The organism is Streptomyces sp. A01 (genome assembly GCF_059026195.1).
Genome location: NZ_JBWLKN010000001.1, coordinates 422,928 through 439,243, shown reverse-complemented (window position 1 = coordinate 439,243; position 16,316 = coordinate 422,928). Strand labels below are relative to the sequence as shown.

Sequence of the window (16,316 nt, the reverse complement as noted above, 5' to 3'; positions counted from 1 at the left end):
GGGTCAGGGGGTCGGTGTCGGAGGGGCGGTGTCGGGAGGGCGGTGTCGGGGATCGGGTGGGGGGTGAGCTGGGGGCGGGCCCGCCTGGGTGGTGGCGGGTGGTCAGGAGGCGAAGAGCCGGACGGGCCACGTCGCGTGCTGCTCGGCGGCGATGTCGAGCAGCGGGGACCCGGGTGCGGGCAGTGCGTCCAGGCCCTCGCCGACCGCGCGGTCCGCCGCTGCGGCGGCCCGCGCCGCGATGTCGTCGAGTGCGGGGGCCAGCCGGGCGAGGACTCCGGTGGCGTCGAAGGGGTCGAGGCTCAGCAGCCTGACCACGGCGGTCGCCGGTCCGCTCACGGACTCGTACGACGCGGCGTACGCGGCGTCCAGCGGGCTCAGCCCCGCGGCTGCGGCGGCCAGACCCAGCACGACCGGCTGGTGAGCGCCGCGTGGCCGTGCCGCGGCGAGCGCGGCCAGCTCCGGGGACGGCCAGCTGGCCCGCGCCGCGCGCATCAGCTGACGGCCGAGCTTCCGCGCGGTCGTGCGCAGCGCGGGGGACGGGGTGCGGGCGTCGGCGGCCTCATCCAGCGCGAGCGGGTCAAGGCCCCGGGCCGCGGCGGCGGCGAGCGCGGCGGCGGTGAGGCCCGCCGTGTGCAGCCTGCCGTGGCAGAAGGCGGCGAGTGACGCGGCGTCGTGGACGCGCCCCGCCGCCACGGCCGCCTCCGCGCCCGCGGAGTGGGCGTGCCCACCGGCGGGGAACCGCCCGTCGGCGAGCACCAGCAGCGCCGCTCTGGCCGCCGCCGGTGCCCGCTCGCCGGGCTGCTCCGTCGCCGGTGCCCGCTCGCCGGACTGCTCCGTCGCCGGTCCGATCGGCGCGGGCCGGCGCGTCGCGCTCCTGCCGTCGTCCGCGTCCGTGGCGATGTCCATCGTGATGTCCGTGGCGATCAGAACAGGAAGTAGCGCTGGGCCATGGGCAGTTTCACCGCGGGGGCGGGCTCCACGGGGTCGCCGTCGATGGTCACGGTGAACGTGTCGGGGTCCACCCGCACGTCCGGCAGTGCGGCGTTCTCCCGCATGTCGGCCTTGGTGAGGCCGCGGGTGTCCCGGATCGGCAGGAACGCCTTGCCGAGGCCGAGCCGCTCGGGCAGGCCGTCGGCGAGGGCGGTCGCCGTGACGAAGTTGACCGAGTTCGCGGCCGGGGCGCGGCCCATCGCTCCGAACATGGGGCGCGGCATGACGGGCTGCGGGGTCGGGATGGACGCGTTGGCGTCACCCATCTGCGCGTACGCGATCTGGCCGCCCTTGATGACCAGCTGCGGCTTGACGCCGAAGAACGCCGGGTCCCACAGCACCAGGTCGGCGAGTTTGCCGTTCTCGACCGAGCCGATCTCACCGTCGAGTCCCTGGGCGACGGCCGGATTGATGGTGTATTTGGCGACGTAGCGGCGCGCTCGGTGGTTGTCGGCGTCCCCGTCACCGGGGAGCGCACCGCGCCGCCGCTTCATCACGTGCGCGGTCTGCCAGGTGCGCAGGATGACCTCGCCGATGCGGCCCATGGCCTGCGCGTCGGAGGAGATGATGGAGATCGCGCCGAGGTCGTGCAGCACGTCCTCGGCGGCGATGGTCGTCGGCCGGATGCGGGACTCGGCGAACGCCAGGTCTTCCGGGACGGCCGGGTTGAGGTGGTGGCAGACCATCAGCATGTCGAGGTGTTCCTCGACGGTGTTGACGGTGTGTGGGCGGGTCGGGTTGGTGGAGCTGGGCAGGACGTGCGGCTGGGAGACCACGGTGATGATGTCCGGCGCGTGCCCGCCGCCCGCGCCTTCGGTGTGGTACGCGTGGATGGTGCGGCCCGCGATGGCGGCGAGGGTGTCGCCGACGAACCCGGCCTCGTTGAGGGTGTCGGTGTGGATGGCGAGCTGGGCGCCGCTCTCCTCGCATATCTCCAGGCAGGCGCTGATGGCGGCGGGGGTCGCCCCCCAGTCCTCATGGATCTTGAAGCCGACGGCGCCGCCGCGCAGCTGACTGCGCATCGCCTCGCGGCTGACGGTGTTGCCCTTGCCCAGCAGTCCGATGTTGACGGGGTACGCCTCCATCGCCGCGAACATCCGGGCGAGGTGCCAGGGCCCGGGGGTGACGGTGGTGGCCTTGCTGCCTTCCGCCGGGCCGGTGCCGCCGCCGACCAGGGTGGTGACGCCGGAGGCCAGTGCCTCGTCGGCGAGCTGGGGGCAGATGAAGTGGACGTGGGCGTCGATCGCCCCGGCGGTGAGTATCTTGCCGTTGCCCGCGATGATCTCGGTCTCCGGGCCGATGACCAGGGCCGGGTGTACGCCGTCCATCGTGTCGGGGTTCCCGGCCTTGCCGATGCCGGTGATTCGGCCGTCGCGTATGCCGAGGTCGGCCTTGATGATGCCCCAGTGGTCGAGGATGACCGCGCCGGTGATGACGGTGTCGGGGGTGCCTTCGGCGCGGGTGGCGCGCGACTGGCCCATGGACTCGCGGATCACCTTCCCGCCGCCGAACACCGCCTCCTCGCCCGCCCGGCCCGGTCCGCCACTGCGGTCTTCCTCGATCTCGATCAGCAGATCGGTGTCGGCGAGCCGGACCCGGTCCCCGGTGGTGGGGCCGAAGAGGTCCGCGTACGCGACGCGGCTCAGCTCAGCCATCGAGCGGCCCTCCGGTCTCGCCGCGCAGCCCGGCGACGATCCGGCGGCCCGCCAGCGGGATCAGCGCGACCTCGACGGGAAGGCCGGGCTCGAAGCGCACGGCGGTGCCCGCCGCGATGTCGAGCCGTTTGCCGCGTGCGGCCGCGCGGTCGAAGTCAAGGCCGGGGTTGGCCTCGGCGAAGTGGTAGTGCGAGCCGACCTGGACGGGACGGTCGGCGGCGTTGAGCACCGTGAGCCGGGTGACGGGGCGACCCTCGTTCAGGCGTACGGGCTTGTCGGCGTACAGGATCTCTCCGGGAACCATCGGCGGCTCGCCCCTCATCAGCTGATCGGGTCGTGGACGGTGACGAGCTTCGTGCCGTCGGGGAAGGTCGCCTCGACCTGCACCTCGTGGATCATTTCGGGGATGCCCTCCATGACGTCGGCGCGGCTGAGCACCGCGCGTCCCGAGGTCATCAGTTCGGCGACGGAGCGGCCGTCACGCGCGCCTTCGAGCAGGTGCGCGGTGATGAGCGCGACGGCCTCGGGGTGGTTGAGCCGTACTCCGCGGGCCCGGCGCCGTTCGGCCACATCCGCGGCCACATGGATGAGCAGCCGTTCCTGCTCATGCGGGGTCAATCGCACGCTGTCCCACCTCACCGATCTCGCGCCGTCCGCCGGAGGCGTACGGGACTGAACGCAGCGGGACGATAGCCGACGTCAACACTCTGTTGACGCCTGAACCGTCGCTCGCGCTCAGTGATTGCACGTTAATGCGAGAGTTTTTCCGATGCGTTAACTGGCCCTTTGCGCGCCCATGAGCGTCGGCCGCCGATGACGGCCGACCCGGGGATTACCAGCGGGTTCTCCGCCGACGGGGTTCACGGGCCGGAAACGGAACCTTCCGCCACGCCCCTGCGCTTCCCCGCCCGCCGGAGCCTTCCGTCCGATAATCGCTCTTGACGAAGAACAGGAAAGCATTAATCCTCATGTCCGCGTCATTCGCTCCGCACCACCCCCCACACCCGTTACGGAGCCACCCGTGTACCGACACGCTTCACTGCGGCGCGCCACGCTCGCCGCGGGCACCTGCACCGCACTCGCCGCCGTCCTGCTCAGCGGCGCCGCCGGCGCCCAGGCGACCGCCCCCACCCAGGCCGCCGCACCGGACATCGACGTCAAGGCCGTCAAGGGCCACTTGGAGTCGCTGCAGACCATAGCGACCAGCAACGGCGGCAACCGGGCGCACGGCCAGCCCGGCTACAAGGCGTCCCTGGACTACATCAAGGGCAAGCTGGACGCCGCCGGATTCACCACCGCCATCCAGGAGTTCGACTACAACGGCACCACCGGGTACAACCTGGTCGCCGACTGGCCCGGCGGCAGCGCGGACCAGGTCGTCATGGCCGGTTCGCACCTGGACTCCGTGGGCGAAGGTCCCGGCATCAACGACAACGGGTCCGGCTCGGCCGGAATCCTCGAAGTCGCGCTCGCCGTGGCCAAGGCCGACCACAAGCCCACCAAGCACCTGCGCTTCGCCTGGTGGGGCGCCGAGGAGTACGGGATGGTCGGCTCGACGCACTACGTCGACAAGCTCGCCGCCGACGACCTGAAGAAGATCGACTCGTATCTGAACTTCGACATGATCGGCTCACCCAACCCGGGCTACTTCGTCTACGACGACGAGCCGGAGCTGGAGAAGGTCTTCAAGGACTGGTACGCGGCGAAGAACATCGCTACCGAGCCGGAGACCGAGGGCGACGGCCGTTCCGACCACGCGCCGTTCAAGGAGCGGGGCGTGCGCGTCGGCGGCCTGTTCACCGGCGCGGAGGCGACGAAGTCCCAGAAGCAGGCGGACAACTGGGGCGGCAAGGCGGGCGAGGCGTTCGACCCCTGCTACCACTCCTCCTGCGACACGACCGAGAACATCGACGACACCGCGCTCGACAACAACAGCGACGCGATCGCCAACGCGGTCTGGAAGCTGAGCTCCTAGCCCTCTCCCCCACGCCACCGTCAGCTCTCGCGAGCCCGGACGCCGGTCATCGGTGTCCGGGCCTCGGTGTCCGGGCCTCGGTGTCCGGGCCTCGGTGTCCGGGCCTCGGTGTCCGGGCCTCGGGCGGATCACCCGGCACGCGGCAAGAACCCGCGGCGCGCGGCGCAGACGCTGTCCGCCGAAGCCACAGGCGGCGCGACGTGCTGTCGACGTGCCGTCAGTGACGCGTGAAGGAGGCGAGAGCGAGATGCGCGCGGACGCGTCGGCGCACGCGGTGCGGGCGCTGGGCGGCGAACGGTGCGCGGGGCGGGTGGCCGTCCGTCCCGAGGCGGTCGGGTGACGCCGATCGCGCTACAGCATGCCCCCAGTTGGGCTCCCCCGATCGGTGTACCGGGTAAAGCCCCCGTGACGCGGCTGACTTGCGCCCGCGCTTCACTCTCCGTAGCGGCCCGTATGCTCCATTGCTGGTCCGGCGGCTCACCGGGGCAATGAGCGGGCCGAGAAGAGCGGACACATACCCCCAAATGGTTTACAGGTGACAAGCCTCACATGACGCTCTCTCAATTCGGCATCACCGGCGTCGTGCGAAACGATCTCTGGGACGACAAGTCCCCGCCGGCAGCGGCGGGGCGGCCCGGGCGGACGCCTGATCCCGCCGCCGCTCGGGCGTCTGGTGGATACCTGTGGGCCGGCGGGAGTGGAGGAGCGCGTGAGTGGCTCCGGGGCTGACGTCCAGCCCGGGAAGCCGGTCCTGCACAGGCGGGCTGACGAAAGGTCGCACATGATCTCGCGAAGACAAGTCACCGTCCCAGGACTGTTCTCCCGCCTCGGTGCCGCCTCGGTCCTCACCGCCGCCGCGCTCGCCGCGACCTTGCTGGTGCCCTGGGGGGCGCCATCCGCTGAAGCGGCGTCGGCCGGAGTCAAGGCGCTGCGCGTCGCGGCCGCCAAGCAGGGCGCCCCGTACCGCTACGGGGCGACCGGGCCGCACCGCTTCGACTGCTCGGGGCTGACCGTCTACTCGTTCAAGCGGGCCGGAAAGCGGCTGCCGCGCACGGCCGCCAGCCAGTACAACCACACCCGGCGCGTCCCCACGTCCTCCCGGACCCGGGGTGACCTGGTGTTCTTCCGTTCCGGCCGGACGATCTACCACGTCGGCATCTACGCGGGGCGCGGCAGGATCTGGCACGCGCCGAAGACGGGCAGCGTCGTACGGCTGGAGCGGATCTGGAGCAAGCGCGTCAGCTACGGCCGGGTCCGCTGACGCCGAGGCGCGGCCACGGGCAGCGCCCCAGAACGGACCCGTCAGCGGCGCGTACGGCCTGGCACCGGCCCACCCGCGCGACGGCGGCCCTGGTCGGCGATCCCCTCAGGGCAGCCGACGGCCCGTCACCACCGCACCGGAGCGGACCACGGCATCGCGGCCCACACGGTCTTGCCACCCTCAGCGGTCCGGGTCACCGACAGGCCGCCGCCCGACTCGGCGAGCAGGCAGCGGATGATGACAAGACCGCGCCCGTTGTCCTGCTGGACCGCGGCGGGCAGCCGTCTCGGCCATCGGGGATGGCTGTCGGTGACGCCGATCCACAGCTGCTCATCGCAGTGGAGCACGATCTCCACGGTGAATGTCGGTGACAGCCCCCAGGTGTGCTGCACGGCGTTGGTGACCAGCTCGGAGACGATCAGCCGCACCGTGTCCGCCGCCTCAGCCTCGGGGGACAGCCCCCACTCGGTGAGCACGGCGCTGACGTACCCCCGTGCGGCGGTGACCGAGGCCGGGATGCTCGGCAGCGTGACGGACGCTTCCTGGTGGTCTGCCATGGCGACGCTGTCCCTTTCCCACCGGATCGGCACGGGCCCGAGGCGCGCGCGTCCGGAGGACGACGCGTACGCGGATTCCGCAGCTTCGGATAGCTGTCGGGACAGGGTGCCACCCGCATCGGCCATGTCGTAAACGAACCTGGGGTTCTGCGCGTATCTGTCGCTCAAAGCAGTGAACTCTTCCACGGCGGACCGGATTTGGAGAATCCTCGCCGTAAGTGGGCCACGGACGCTGACGGATGGGCGCCACCCGCGTCCGGAGCGGCGCGCCGGAACCACCCGGTCCGCCAGCGGCCCCGGCCGCCCGGCGCCGGGACCGGGGCCACGGCGGGTGCGGCCCCGGAATCCGGCCCGTCGCGTGGCGCGGCGCCCGCCGCTACGCCGTGTCGGCGATCGTGCCGACCGCCCACGCGACCTGCTCGTCGCTGAGGTCGGCACGTGCGGTGATCCGCAGCCGCGACACGCCGTCCGGCACCGACGGCGGCCGGAAGCAGCCGACCGCCAGGCCCGCCGCGCGGCACCGCGCCGCCCAGGCCAGCGCCCGCTCGGGCGAAGGGGCCCGTACGGAGACGACGGCGCCGTCGGGCCGGACGGCGGACAGCCCGGCCGCGGTCAGCCGCCCGTACACGTCGGCCGCCACCTCCCGTACGCGCGCGGCGCGCTCGGGCTCGCGGCGCAGCAGGCGCAGGCTCGCGAGCGCCGCACCGGCGGCGGCCGGGTTGAGTCCGGTGTCGAAGATGAACGTGCGGGCGGCGTTGACCAAGTGCTCGATGACCCGGGCGGGGCCGAGGACGGCGCCGCCCTGGCTGCCCAGGGACTTCGACAGCGTGAGGGTGGTGATCACGTCCGGCGCGCCCGCGAGACCGGCGGCGTACGGCGCGCCGCGGCCTCCGTCGCCGAGCACACCGAAACCGTGCGCGTCGTCGACGAGCAGCCCGGCGCCCCGGGCCCGGCATGCGGCGGCCAGCTCGCGCAGCGGGGCGGCGTCACCGTCGACGGAGAAGACGGAGTCGGTGACGGCGAGCGCCGCGGAGTAGCGGTCCGCGGGCTGGTCGAGCAGTTTGTGCACGGCGTCGGGGTCGGCGTGCGCAGCCACCACGGTCTCGGCACGGGAGAGGCGGCAGCCGTCGATGAGCGAGGCGTGGTTGTCCGCGTCGGAGACGATGAGCGTGCCCCGGCCGCTGAGAGCGGTGACGGCCGCGAGGTTGGCGGCGTACCCGGAGGAGAACACCAGCGCCGCCTCGGCGCCGCAGAAGGCCGCGAGTTCCGCCTCCAGTTCGGCGTGCAGTTCGGTGCTCCCCGTGACCAGGCGGGAGCCGGTGGAGCCCGCGCCCCAGCGGTGCGCGGCGTCGGCGGCGGCGGCCGTGACCTCGGGGTGCCTGGCCAGCCCCAGATAGTCGTTGCTGGCCAGATCCAGCAGTGCCGAGTCGGCCGCCCGTGGCCGCAACATGCGGACAAGTCCGGCGCGCTGACGCCGCGCACGTTCGGAGTCCAGCCAGTCGAACGTGGCCTGCCCGCCAGGAGCGGGCGAAGGGTGCTGCGGCATCGGCGGTCCTTGCCTCGGGTGGGGTTTGCATAGAACGTAACGGTCTGCTCGCCCGGACACGGTGTGGCGATACACACACCTCGAATCGGCGGTGTTGTGCGGTCTCTCCATGGCCGCGACCGCCCGCGATAGGACAGGATCAGCGCCATGGACCTGCTGAAGACGCTGGTGGACAAGGGGTTGCGACGCGAGCGGCCGACCCGTGAAGAGGCCCTCGCTGTGTTGGCGACCTCTGACGAAGAACTGCTCGATGTCATCGCCGCCGCCGGGCGAGTGCGCCGTGAATGGTTCGGCCGCCGGGTGAAGCTCAACTACCTCGTCAACCTCAAGTCGGGGCTGTGCCCCGAGGACTGTTCGTACTGCTCACAGCGGCTCGGCTCGAAGGCCGAGATCCTGAAGTACACCTGGCTGAAACCCGATGACGCCTCGAAGGCGGCCGCGGCCGGTGTCGCGGGGGGCGCGAAGCGGGTGTGTCTGGTCGCCAGTGGGCGCGGACCCACCGACCGGGACGTGGACCGGGTCTCCAAGACCATCGCGGCCATCAAGGAGCAGAACGAGGACGTGGAGGTGTGCGCCTGCCTCGGGTTGCTGTCCGACGGGCAGGCGGAGCGGCTGCGGGACGCGGGCGCCGACGCGTACAACCACAACCTCAACACGTCCGAGGCGACGTACGCCGGCATCACCACCACCCACACCTACGCCGACCGCGTCGAGACCGTGCAGCAGGCGCAGGCGGCGGGCATGTCCGCCTGCTCCGGGCTGATCGCCGGGATGGGCGAGACCGACGCGGACCTGGTGGACGTGGTGTTCGCCCTGCGTGAGCTCGACCCCGACTCGGTGCCGGTCAATTTCCTCATCCCCTTCGAGGGGACACCGCTGGCCAAGGAGTGGAACCTCACGCCGCAGCGCTGCCTGCGCGTCCTCGCCATGGTGCGGTTCGTGTGCCCGGATGTGGAGGTGCGCCTCGCGGGCGGGCGTGAGGTCCATCTGCGGTCGATGCAGCCGCTCGCGCTGCACCTGGTGAACTCCATCTTCCTCGGCGACTACCTGACCAGCGAGGGCCAGGCGGGCAAGGACGACCTGGCGATGATCGCCGACGCGGGCTTCGAGGTGGAGGGCACCGACAGGACGACGCTGCCCGCGCACCGGGCCGACGCGCTCGCCGCCGCGCGTGGCGGCTGCGGCTCGCACGGCGACGGCGGTGGCGGTGGCGGTGGCGGCTGCGGCCCGTGCGGCGACGGGGGCGCGGACGAAGCCTCCGAGGCTCCCGAAGCGGCGCCGGAGGCCCCGGCGCAGCCGGTGGCGGCGTCGGCCCCGGGTGCCGGACCGGCCGGGCGCTCCCATGCCGACCTCGTCGCGGTGCGCCGCCGAGGCGCGGGTACCGAGGTTCCGCCCAATGCCTGAGCCGATGACAGCGAGCGAGCTGCTCGCCCTCGACCGGCAGCACGTGTGGCATCCGTACGGCCCGATGCCCGGCCGCGAGGAACCCCTCGTCGTGGAGTCGGCCGCCGGGGTGCGGCTGCGGCTCGCCGCACCGGTGGAGGGATCGACCGAGCTGATCGACGGCATGTCGTCGTGGTGGTCGGCCATCCACGGCTACAACCACCCGGTGCTCAACGACGCGGCACGCGGCCAGCTGGAGCGCATGAGTCATGTGATGTTCGGCGGGCTCACGCACGAGCCCGCCGTGCGGCTGGCCACCCGGCTGGTCGAGATCACTCCGGAACCGTTGCAGCATGTCTTCTTCACCGACTCCGGCTCTGTGTCGGTCGAGGTCGCGGTGAAGATGTGCCTCCAGTACTGGCGGTCGGTGGGCCGCCCCGCCAAACAGCGGCTGCTGACCTGGCGCGGCGGCTACCACGGCGACACCTGGCAGCCGATGTCGGTATGCGACCCGGACGGCGGGATGCACGGCCTGTGGTCGGGGGTGCTGCCGCGGCAGGTCTTCGCCGACGCGCCACCGGCCGGTTTCGACGCCGAGCCCGACGCGTCGTACGTGGCGCATCTGCGGGAGACGATCCGGCGCCACGCGGACGAGGTGGCCGCGGTGATCGTGGAGCCGGTCGTGCAGAACGCGGGCGGCATGCGGTTCCACTCCCCCGGGTACCTGCGGGCGCTGCGCGAGGCGTGCGACGAGCACGACGTGCTGCTGGTGTTCGACGAGATCGCGACGGGCTTCGGCCGTACCGGCACGCTCTTCGGATGCGGGCACGCCGGGGTCTCCCCCGATGTGATGTGCGTGGGCAAGGCGCTGACCGGCGGCTATCTGACGCTCGCCGCGACGCTGTGTACGACACGGATCGCGGAGGGCATCTCCAGCGGCGAGGTGCCCGTCCTCGCGCACGGCCCCACCTTCATGGCCAACCCGCTGGCCGCCGCCGTCGCGAACGCCTCGATCGACCTGCTGCTCTCGCATGACTGGCAGGGCGAGGTGAAGCGGATCGAGGCCGGGCTGCGGGAGGGGCTGGCCGAGGCGGCCGGACTGCCGCACGTGCGGGAGGTGCGGGCGCTCGGCGCGATCGGCGTCGTCCAGCTGGACCGCCCGCTGGACCCGGCGAGGATGGTGGCGGCGTCCAGGGCCGCGTGGCGCAAGGGCGTGTGGGTGCGGCCGTTCCGCGACATCATCTACGCGATGCCGCCGTACGTCACCAGCGACGAGGACATCGCCCGCATCACGGTGGCGGTGTGCGCCGCCGCCGCCGAGGGCTGACCAGGCCCGGCCGCCCCCGGCACATCACGTGGGCGGCCGGGAACGTGAGAAAGGCATGGAACGCAGATGACGACGGTGATCGTCAGCGGGACGGACACCGAGATCGGCAAGACCGTGACCACCGCCGCCGTCGCGGCGGTGGCCCTGGCGCAGAGCCGCACGGTGGCCGTACTCAAGCCCGCGCAGACCGGCGTCGCCCCGGGCGAGCCGGGTGACATCGCTGAGGTGGAACGGCTCGCGGGCAACGTGACCGGCTCCGAGCTCGCCCGGTTCCCCGAGCCGCTGGCCCCGGCGATGGCGGCCCGCCGCGCCGGGCGCGCCCCGGTGCGCCCGCGCGAGGTGGAGCGCGCCACGCGCAAGCTGGCCACCAGCCACGACCTGGTGCTGGTCGAAGGGGCGGGCGGGCTGCTCGTCCACTTCGACGAGGCGGGCTCCTCGCTCGCTGACGTGGCGCAGCTGCTGGACGCCCCGGTGCTCGTGGTGGTGCGGGCTGGCCTCGGCACGCTGAATGTGACGCAGCTGACGGCCGAGGCGCTGCGCGCCCGCGGGCTGAGCTGTCTGGGCGTCGTCATCGGCAGCTGGCCGCGCTCGCCCGGCCTCGCCACGCGCTGCAATCTCGCCGGGCTGCCGGAGGCGGCGGGTGCTCCGCTGCTGGGGTCCATCCCGGAGGACGCGGGTTCGCTGTCCCCGGCCGAGTTCCGGGCCGCGGCCGGTGGCTGGCTGGCCCCGGCCCTCGGCGGTACGTGGGACGCGGGGCGGTTCGCCGCCGCTCAGCACCAGGAGTCCGCGGGCGTGTGACTTCTTCCTGGTCCCGGCGCGGTGGCCGGGACCAGGGCTGTGGCGCATAGTGGGCTATGTCATTGACAAACGAGGATATGAACGGGGAACATCGCGGCACAGTTCCCCGTTCAACCAGATGCGGGCGCCGGTGGTGGGACATGTCCCCGGGTCTCAACTATCGCCGGTGGGGAAGATCGTTCGGCTGAAGCCCCACCGCGCCTCGCGCCGAGAGGCGACAGCCACCAGCGGCGTCCGCACCCCCGAACCGGTCCCGGTCGAGTCTCCCCCGTCTCGGCCGGGGCCTCCTCATGCCCGGCGCCGACCAGGGCCGGCTGCCGGGTCCGGCGACCGGCCCCCGCGCCGCGCACGGCGGTGGGACCGGTCACCGGCCCGCCTTGCCGCCGGACGAGCCGCGACGGCTCCGGAGGCCGCTACCGCGTGAGCTCCGGGTAGAAGTCGCGGGGTTTCCCTGAGGTGTCCCGCAACCTGCCGAGCAGGCTCGACGGATACTCGATGACCCAGTAGCTGAGCGTCGCGACGGGCAGCGCCACCAGCAGGACGATGAGCGCCGCCAGCGGGAAGGCCCCCTGCCCGTCCGGCAGCACGCCGGTCTTGTACAGCTGAAGCATGACGGGCTCGTGCCAGATGAAGAGGCTGTAGCTGACCAGCCCGATGCCACCCAGCCAGCGGGCGTGCAGCAGGCGGTGCCAGCCGACCTGGCGGGCCGCGTGGATCGTGCTGAACAGCAGCACCACCCACAGCAGGCTGGCGATCGGGTGGTAGAAGGTGAACGCGAAGTTCTCCGGCTCGGAGACCAGCGACAAGGCGAACAACCCGGTCACCGAGGCCGCCGAGAGGGTCATCGACCACCAGGCGCCGATCCGGCCCCGGCCGCCGAGGGCGACCATCAGCACGGCCATGCCCATGCCCGCGGCGAACCCGCCGAAGCGGGCCTGCGGCCCGAAGTACACCGCCCAGTCGGTGTGCGGCACACCGAGCTGGTAGTGGGCGACGGCGATCCACGCCAGCGGCGCGGCGAACAGCACCAGGCACCCTCCGGCGCACACCGCCACCCGCGCGGCGCGCCGCCGCAGCGGTCGGCAGGCCCGTACCGCCAGCGGCCCGAGCGCGACGAGCACGACGTAGAACATGATCTCCAGCGACAGCGACCAGGTGGGACCCAGGGTGTAGAAGATCCTGTCCTGGTCGAAGACGTGCGTGAACGTGAGGTGCTCGACCAGGTCCCGCCAGTCGCCGGGCATGGTCGGATTGCGGGTCGCCCAGACGACGAGCACGGCGAGGAAGTACAACGGCAGGACGCGGATCGCGCGCCGGAACAGGAACAGCCGGGCCGGCCGGGCAGGGCCCTGGTCGATGGCGGCGCGCGCGTACGACACGGTCAGCAGATACGCGGACAGGACGAAGAAGAAGTCGATCACTTCAAGGGATATCAGGGCCCCGAGGAAACGATTGTCCAGCGGGGGGTGCGAGCCGTTCGCGTCGTAGGTGTAGTACTGCTGCCAGACATGGAAAAACACCGTGCTCAGCGCGGCGAGCCCGCGGAAACTCTGGATCTCCTTGGCGCTGCGGCGCGCTGACGCCGCCGCGGCGGCGCCGTCGGCGGCAGCCCTGCCACGCGTGGGCGCTCCGGCTCCGGAGCTGGGAGCGTCGGCAGCGACCGTACGAGCCGACGCGGCCGAGGTGGTACGCGCCGTCGGCGGTGCGGTGGTGGCGGGGCCCGATTCGATGCGGGGTGAGGGGATGGTCACGAGCGGGCCACCGCCTTCGCCGCCGCCCTCGGGGTGACCCGCCACTGGCGGTCCCCCAGCGCCTCACTCATGTGTGCGTGCCGGGCCACCATGTTCTTGAAATGAGAATAGAAAAAGGTGGATACGAAGAGATATCGCCAGAACCAGCGGCGGCGTCGGCGGAGTTCGGGCACCGCCAGCCGCCAGGCGAACAACGCCTGCACCAGCCCGGCCGACAGGGTGAACAGCATCGCCAGCACGCACACCGGCACCGCCCAGTCGAGCTTGCCGGGGCCGCCCGCGCGCCAGATGGAGTAGAGGAGGATGGGCAGGATCTGCAACGTCAGCCACGGCTGCACCTCACGCCACCCGAGCAGCACGAACAGCCCCAGCTTCTGCCGGAAGGTGAACACCGGGGAACGCAGGCCCCGCCACAGGTGCTTGATGGAGACCTGGAGCCAGCCCTGCGCCCAGCGGGAGCGCTGGTTCCACAGCGGCTTCAGCAGGGTGGGCGCCAGCTCACGGGAGATCAGGGTGCGGTCCATCGCGAACCGCGCGCCCTCGTTCAGCGCGCGCATCGTGGAGTCGATGTCCTCGGTCAGCATCGAACCGCGCATCCGGGTCCGCGCGAGCAGGTCCGTACGCCAGAAGCCGTTCGAGCCGCCGAACACCCCGAATCCGTACAGCCGGGTACGGCCCGGATGGCTGACCGCGTAGATCGCCTCGAACTCGACCGCCACCAGCTTCGCGACCCAGGAGCTGTCGCCGTTACGTATCACGCAGTGGCCCTGAACGACGTCGTAGCCGTTTGACAGCCAGTGCCAGGCGCGCTGGAAGGCGTCGGCCGCCGGGTGGTGGTCGGCGTCGAAGATACCGACGAACTCGCCGCGTACCCGCGTGGCCGCCGCGTTGACGTTCTGCGCCTTGGACGTGCTGCCCTCCACCCGCAGCAGCACCAGCCGGGGGTCGCGGCGCGCGATCTCGCGCAGGGTGTCCTCGACGGGCAGCGGAGTCGGCGTGTTGTACGCCAGCACGATCTCCAGCTCGTTGGGGTAGTCGAGCTGGAGGAACGACTCGACGGTGTCCACGATCGTGGCCGCCTCATTGGGCAGGTAGGCGGCGATGACGGCGCTGGCCGGCGGGTACGGCTGCCCGGGGCTCTCCGGCCGGGGCTTCGCGTCGAGCGAGTACAGGCACTCCAGCACGATCAGCACGGCGGAGATCAGCAGCCCGGCGACCACCACCCAGTACACGGACGAACCGACGTCCCAGCCTCTCTCGTACGCCTGCTGGTAGACCATGAACGGCACGCCGACCCCGAGCGCCAGCACCACCAGCGGGGACACCGCGCCCAGCAGGGCGCGGATCGCCGCGCCGAGGCTGCGGCGCGGGCGCCGGTGCGGGGCCCCGCGCATCCACGGCGCGTACAGCACCGGCCGCAGATCGCCGTGGCGCAGCGCCTCCGCCACCGCGTCCTCGGCCTTCGCCACGGCCTGCTTGCGGTCGGCGCACCCCGCGAGCGAGGTCCAGCCGACCGCGGGGGTCAGTCGCACGTTCTCATCCGCGACGATGAACCGGGTGCCCGCCACATGGTTGGCGAACTCCTGGAGGGAACGGCGAGCCGTCTCCTCGTCCACGCCCGGCATCAGCAGCAGCAGATGGCCGTCCTCGTCCCAGCCGAGCCGGTCGCAGGGGCTGCCCAGGCGCTCGGCCACGCCCGCGAGCCGTTCGGCGACCTCGCGGCGCACCCGGTGGCCGAGCCGCCGTTCCAGGGTGGCCATCTCGGCGACGCCGACCACGGCCATCACTCCGGCGCGGCGGCCCGCTTGGGGCCGCTGGAGCTCCCGCTCCAACTCGTCGAGGAAGTGGGGGCTGGAGTACAGGCCGGTGCGCGGGTCGAGGAGCAGGTTCTCGACGGGAACCGGGACCCGGCGCAGCTTGGCCTCGATCCGGGCCGACAGCTCCACCGGGTCGGAGGTCTCCGGTACGCAGTCGTCGGCGCCGTGCCGCAGGACGTCCACCACACCGGCCGACCCGGCGGTGGCGGTGACCATCAGCAGCGGCAGCGCCCGCCCGGCGGGCACCGCGCGCACCTCGCTGACGACGTCGTGCCCGTCCTGCGGGCCGTCGAGGGCGACGATCGCGTCCGGGGGCGCGTGCTGGACGCGGTGCCCGACCTCGGCCGGGGTGGCGTGACTCACCTCGTGGCCGGTGGACAGCAGCGTCTGCGTCAGCCGCTCAAGGCGGGGTCCTGGCGTTCCGACGGCCAGCACATGGCCGCTGGTGCGGGGCGTGCCGTGCGGTGGCTCGTCTGGTGCCGGCGGGGTATCCGGTGAGCTTGCTTGGTGCGAAGTGAGCACCTGAGGGTGTCCTTCCGTCCAGGGGGCATGCGATGACCCGCCGGGCCGCCACGCCACGGGGACGCGGCGCGGTCGCCGTGGGGCGGCCGGGCCGCCTGCCTCCCTGGGCGGCCCTGACGGGTTGTGCACAGTCGAAAGCCGCGCGGGGCGGCGAGAAGCGGATGCGCGTACGTCCGTGGCCTCCGGCCGTGCGGCCGCGAGCGGCCGGCGCCGGTGACCGCGCGCACCCCGGCGTCCGGTGGCCGCACGGGCGGTGCGTACCGGCGCGTGACGCCGGTGCCTACCGGCGCGTGGCGTGGCGAAGAGCCTGTGCCCATGCGGCGTCATTGCCGCGGACGGCTCCCCGTTCACCGGTGACCGCTGGTCATGTCGCGGCCCGGTTCCGCCGGGAACGCCGTCTCCGCGGCGCGAACGCACCGCGTGCGGGCATGGCACAGCCCGGGCTGTGCTGCTCGGTGATCCGGACGTTCGGCGGACGCCGTGGGCGACGGACGTACGGCTCAGCCGCGGGACGCGGGAGCCGGACAGGGGTGCCCGGCGAAGAGATGTCCCGCCGCGGCTCTGGCGGCTCTGCCCCCGCCAGATCTGTCCCCGGCCGGTCTGCACGCGGCGGGTCTGCTCGCGCCCGGCCCGCTGAGCACCGGTGGGCTGCCCGCCGGACACGTCACGGCCGGGCCGCGCGGCGCGGGTCTCTCCGCGGCCGGTCGGGGGTTCATGCGCCGTCCGCGCGTCAA

General features: G+C 72.6%; 13 protein-coding genes. 5 read left to right on the top strand and 8 right to left on the bottom strand.

Annotated features, from left to right (window positions below; translation table 11 throughout):
• Window positions 1–102 precede the first annotated feature (102 nt).
• From AC5P1B_RS01765 to AC5P1B_RS01750, 4 genes are read right to left on the bottom strand one after another with little or no spacing between them, the layout of a single operon-like run.
• On the bottom strand, window positions 103–906 hold the full coding sequence (locus AC5P1B_RS01765) for an urease accessory protein UreF (protein WP_493884326.1): 804 nt from the start codon (window positions 904–906) through the stop codon (window positions 103–105).
• 17 nt (window positions 907–923) lie between these two features.
• Window positions 924–2,645, bottom strand: coding sequence for an urease subunit alpha (locus tag AC5P1B_RS01760; protein WP_493884325.1), 1,722 nt, complete (start codon window positions 2,643–2,645; stop codon window positions 924–926).
• Entirely contained in the window at window positions 2,638–2,949 is a 312-nt protein-coding gene (locus AC5P1B_RS01755) for an urease subunit beta (RefSeq protein WP_493884490.1), read from the bottom strand. Before AC5P1B_RS01755 ends, AC5P1B_RS01760 begins: the two co-directional genes overlap by 8 nt.
• 17 nt (window positions 2,950–2,966) lie before the next feature.
• Entirely contained in the window at window positions 2,967–3,269 is a 303-nt protein-coding gene (locus AC5P1B_RS01750) for an urease subunit gamma (protein ID WP_493884324.1), read from the bottom strand.
• Between the two features lie 397 nt (window positions 3,270–3,666).
• On the opposite strand from AC5P1B_RS01750, the gene AC5P1B_RS01745 reads away from it, so the two are divergent.
• Together AC5P1B_RS01745 and AC5P1B_RS01740 are read left to right on the top strand one after the other, a co-directional pair.
• Complete coding sequence (locus AC5P1B_RS01745; RefSeq protein ID WP_493884323.1) at window positions 3,667–4,620, top strand: M28 family metallopeptidase; 954 nt, start codon at window positions 3,667–3,669, stop codon at window positions 4,618–4,620.
• A gap of 781 nt (window positions 4,621–5,401) precedes the next feature.
• Complete coding sequence (locus AC5P1B_RS01740) at window positions 5,402–5,881, top strand: C40 family peptidase (protein WP_493884322.1); 480 nt, start codon at window positions 5,402–5,404, stop codon at window positions 5,879–5,881.
• A 125-nt stretch (window positions 5,882–6,006) separates the two neighbouring features.
• Here the strand turns inward: AC5P1B_RS01740 and AC5P1B_RS01735 are convergent, their stop codons facing one another.
• Both AC5P1B_RS01735 and AC5P1B_RS01730 read right to left on the bottom strand, forming a co-directional pair.
• Window positions 6,007–6,438, bottom strand: coding sequence for an ATP-binding protein (locus AC5P1B_RS01735; RefSeq protein ID WP_493884321.1), 432 nt, complete (start codon window positions 6,436–6,438; stop codon window positions 6,007–6,009).
• Window positions 6,439–6,814: 376 nt separating this feature from the next.
• Window positions 6,815–7,984 (bottom strand): 8-amino-7-oxononanoate synthase, encoded by a 1,170-nt coding sequence (locus AC5P1B_RS01730; protein ID WP_493884320.1) that lies wholly within the window; start codon window positions 7,982–7,984, stop codon window positions 6,815–6,817.
• A 147-nt stretch (window positions 7,985–8,131) separates the two neighbouring features.
• On the opposite strand from AC5P1B_RS01730, the gene bioB reads away from it, so the two are divergent.
• From bioB to bioD, 3 genes are all read left to right on the top strand, one after another.
• Window positions 8,132–9,388 (top strand): biotin synthase BioB, encoded by a 1,257-nt coding sequence (gene bioB / locus AC5P1B_RS01725; RefSeq protein WP_493884319.1) that lies wholly within the window; start codon window positions 8,132–8,134, stop codon window positions 9,386–9,388.
• A complete protein-coding gene (locus AC5P1B_RS01720) occupies window positions 9,381–10,694 on the top strand; it encodes an adenosylmethionine--8-amino-7-oxononanoate transaminase (RefSeq protein ID WP_493884318.1) in 1,314 nt (437 codons plus the stop codon). Before bioB ends, AC5P1B_RS01720 begins: the two co-directional genes overlap by 8 nt.
• 66 nt (window positions 10,695–10,760) lie before the next feature.
• The gene (gene bioD, locus AC5P1B_RS01715; protein ID WP_493884317.1) at window positions 10,761–11,492 is read left to right on the top strand and encodes a dethiobiotin synthase; all 732 of its coding nucleotides are present in this window, start codon (window positions 10,761–10,763) and stop codon (window positions 11,490–11,492) included.
• A gap of 413 nt (window positions 11,493–11,905) precedes the next feature.
• Here the strand turns inward: bioD and AC5P1B_RS01710 are convergent, their stop codons facing one another.
• The gene (locus AC5P1B_RS01710) at window positions 11,906–13,243 is read right to left on the bottom strand and encodes an acyltransferase family protein (protein WP_493884316.1); all 1,338 of its coding nucleotides are present in this window, start codon (window positions 13,241–13,243) and stop codon (window positions 11,906–11,908) included.
• A complete protein-coding gene (locus AC5P1B_RS01705) occupies window positions 13,240–15,582 on the bottom strand; it encodes a glycosyltransferase (protein ID WP_493884315.1) in 2,343 nt (780 codons plus the stop codon). Before AC5P1B_RS01705 ends, AC5P1B_RS01710 begins: the two co-directional genes overlap by 4 nt.
• Between the last annotated feature and the right edge of the window lie 734 nt (window positions 15,583–16,316).

Coding starts and splice junctions, on each gene's coding strand:
- AC5P1B_RS01765 (WP_493884326.1), bottom strand. CDS start 906: ATGGACATCGCCACGGACGCGGACGACGGCAGGAGCGCGACGCGCCGG.
- AC5P1B_RS01760 (WP_493884325.1), bottom strand. CDS start 2,645: ATGGCTGAGCTGAGCCGCGTCGCGTACGCGGACCTCTTCGGCCCCACC.
- AC5P1B_RS01755 (WP_493884490.1), bottom strand. CDS start 2,949: ATGGTTCCCGGAGAGATCCTGTACGCCGACAAGCCCGTACGCCTGAAC.
- AC5P1B_RS01740 (WP_493884322.1), top strand. CDS start 5,402: ATGATCTCGCGAAGACAAGTCACCGTCCCAGGACTGTTCTCCCGCCTC.
- AC5P1B_RS01735 (WP_493884321.1), bottom strand. CDS start 6,438: ATGGCAGACCACCAGGAAGCGTCCGTCACGCTGCCGAGCATCCCGGCC.
- AC5P1B_RS01730 (WP_493884320.1), bottom strand. CDS start 7,984: ATGCCGCAGCACCCTTCGCCCGCTCCTGGCGGGCAGGCCACGTTCGAC.
- bioB (WP_493884319.1), top strand. CDS start 8,132: ATGGACCTGCTGAAGACGCTGGTGGACAAGGGGTTGCGACGCGAGCGG.
- AC5P1B_RS01720 (WP_493884318.1), top strand. CDS start 9,381: ATGCCTGAGCCGATGACAGCGAGCGAGCTGCTCGCCCTCGACCGGCAG.
- bioD (WP_493884317.1), top strand. CDS start 10,761: ATGACGACGGTGATCGTCAGCGGGACGGACACCGAGATCGGCAAGACC.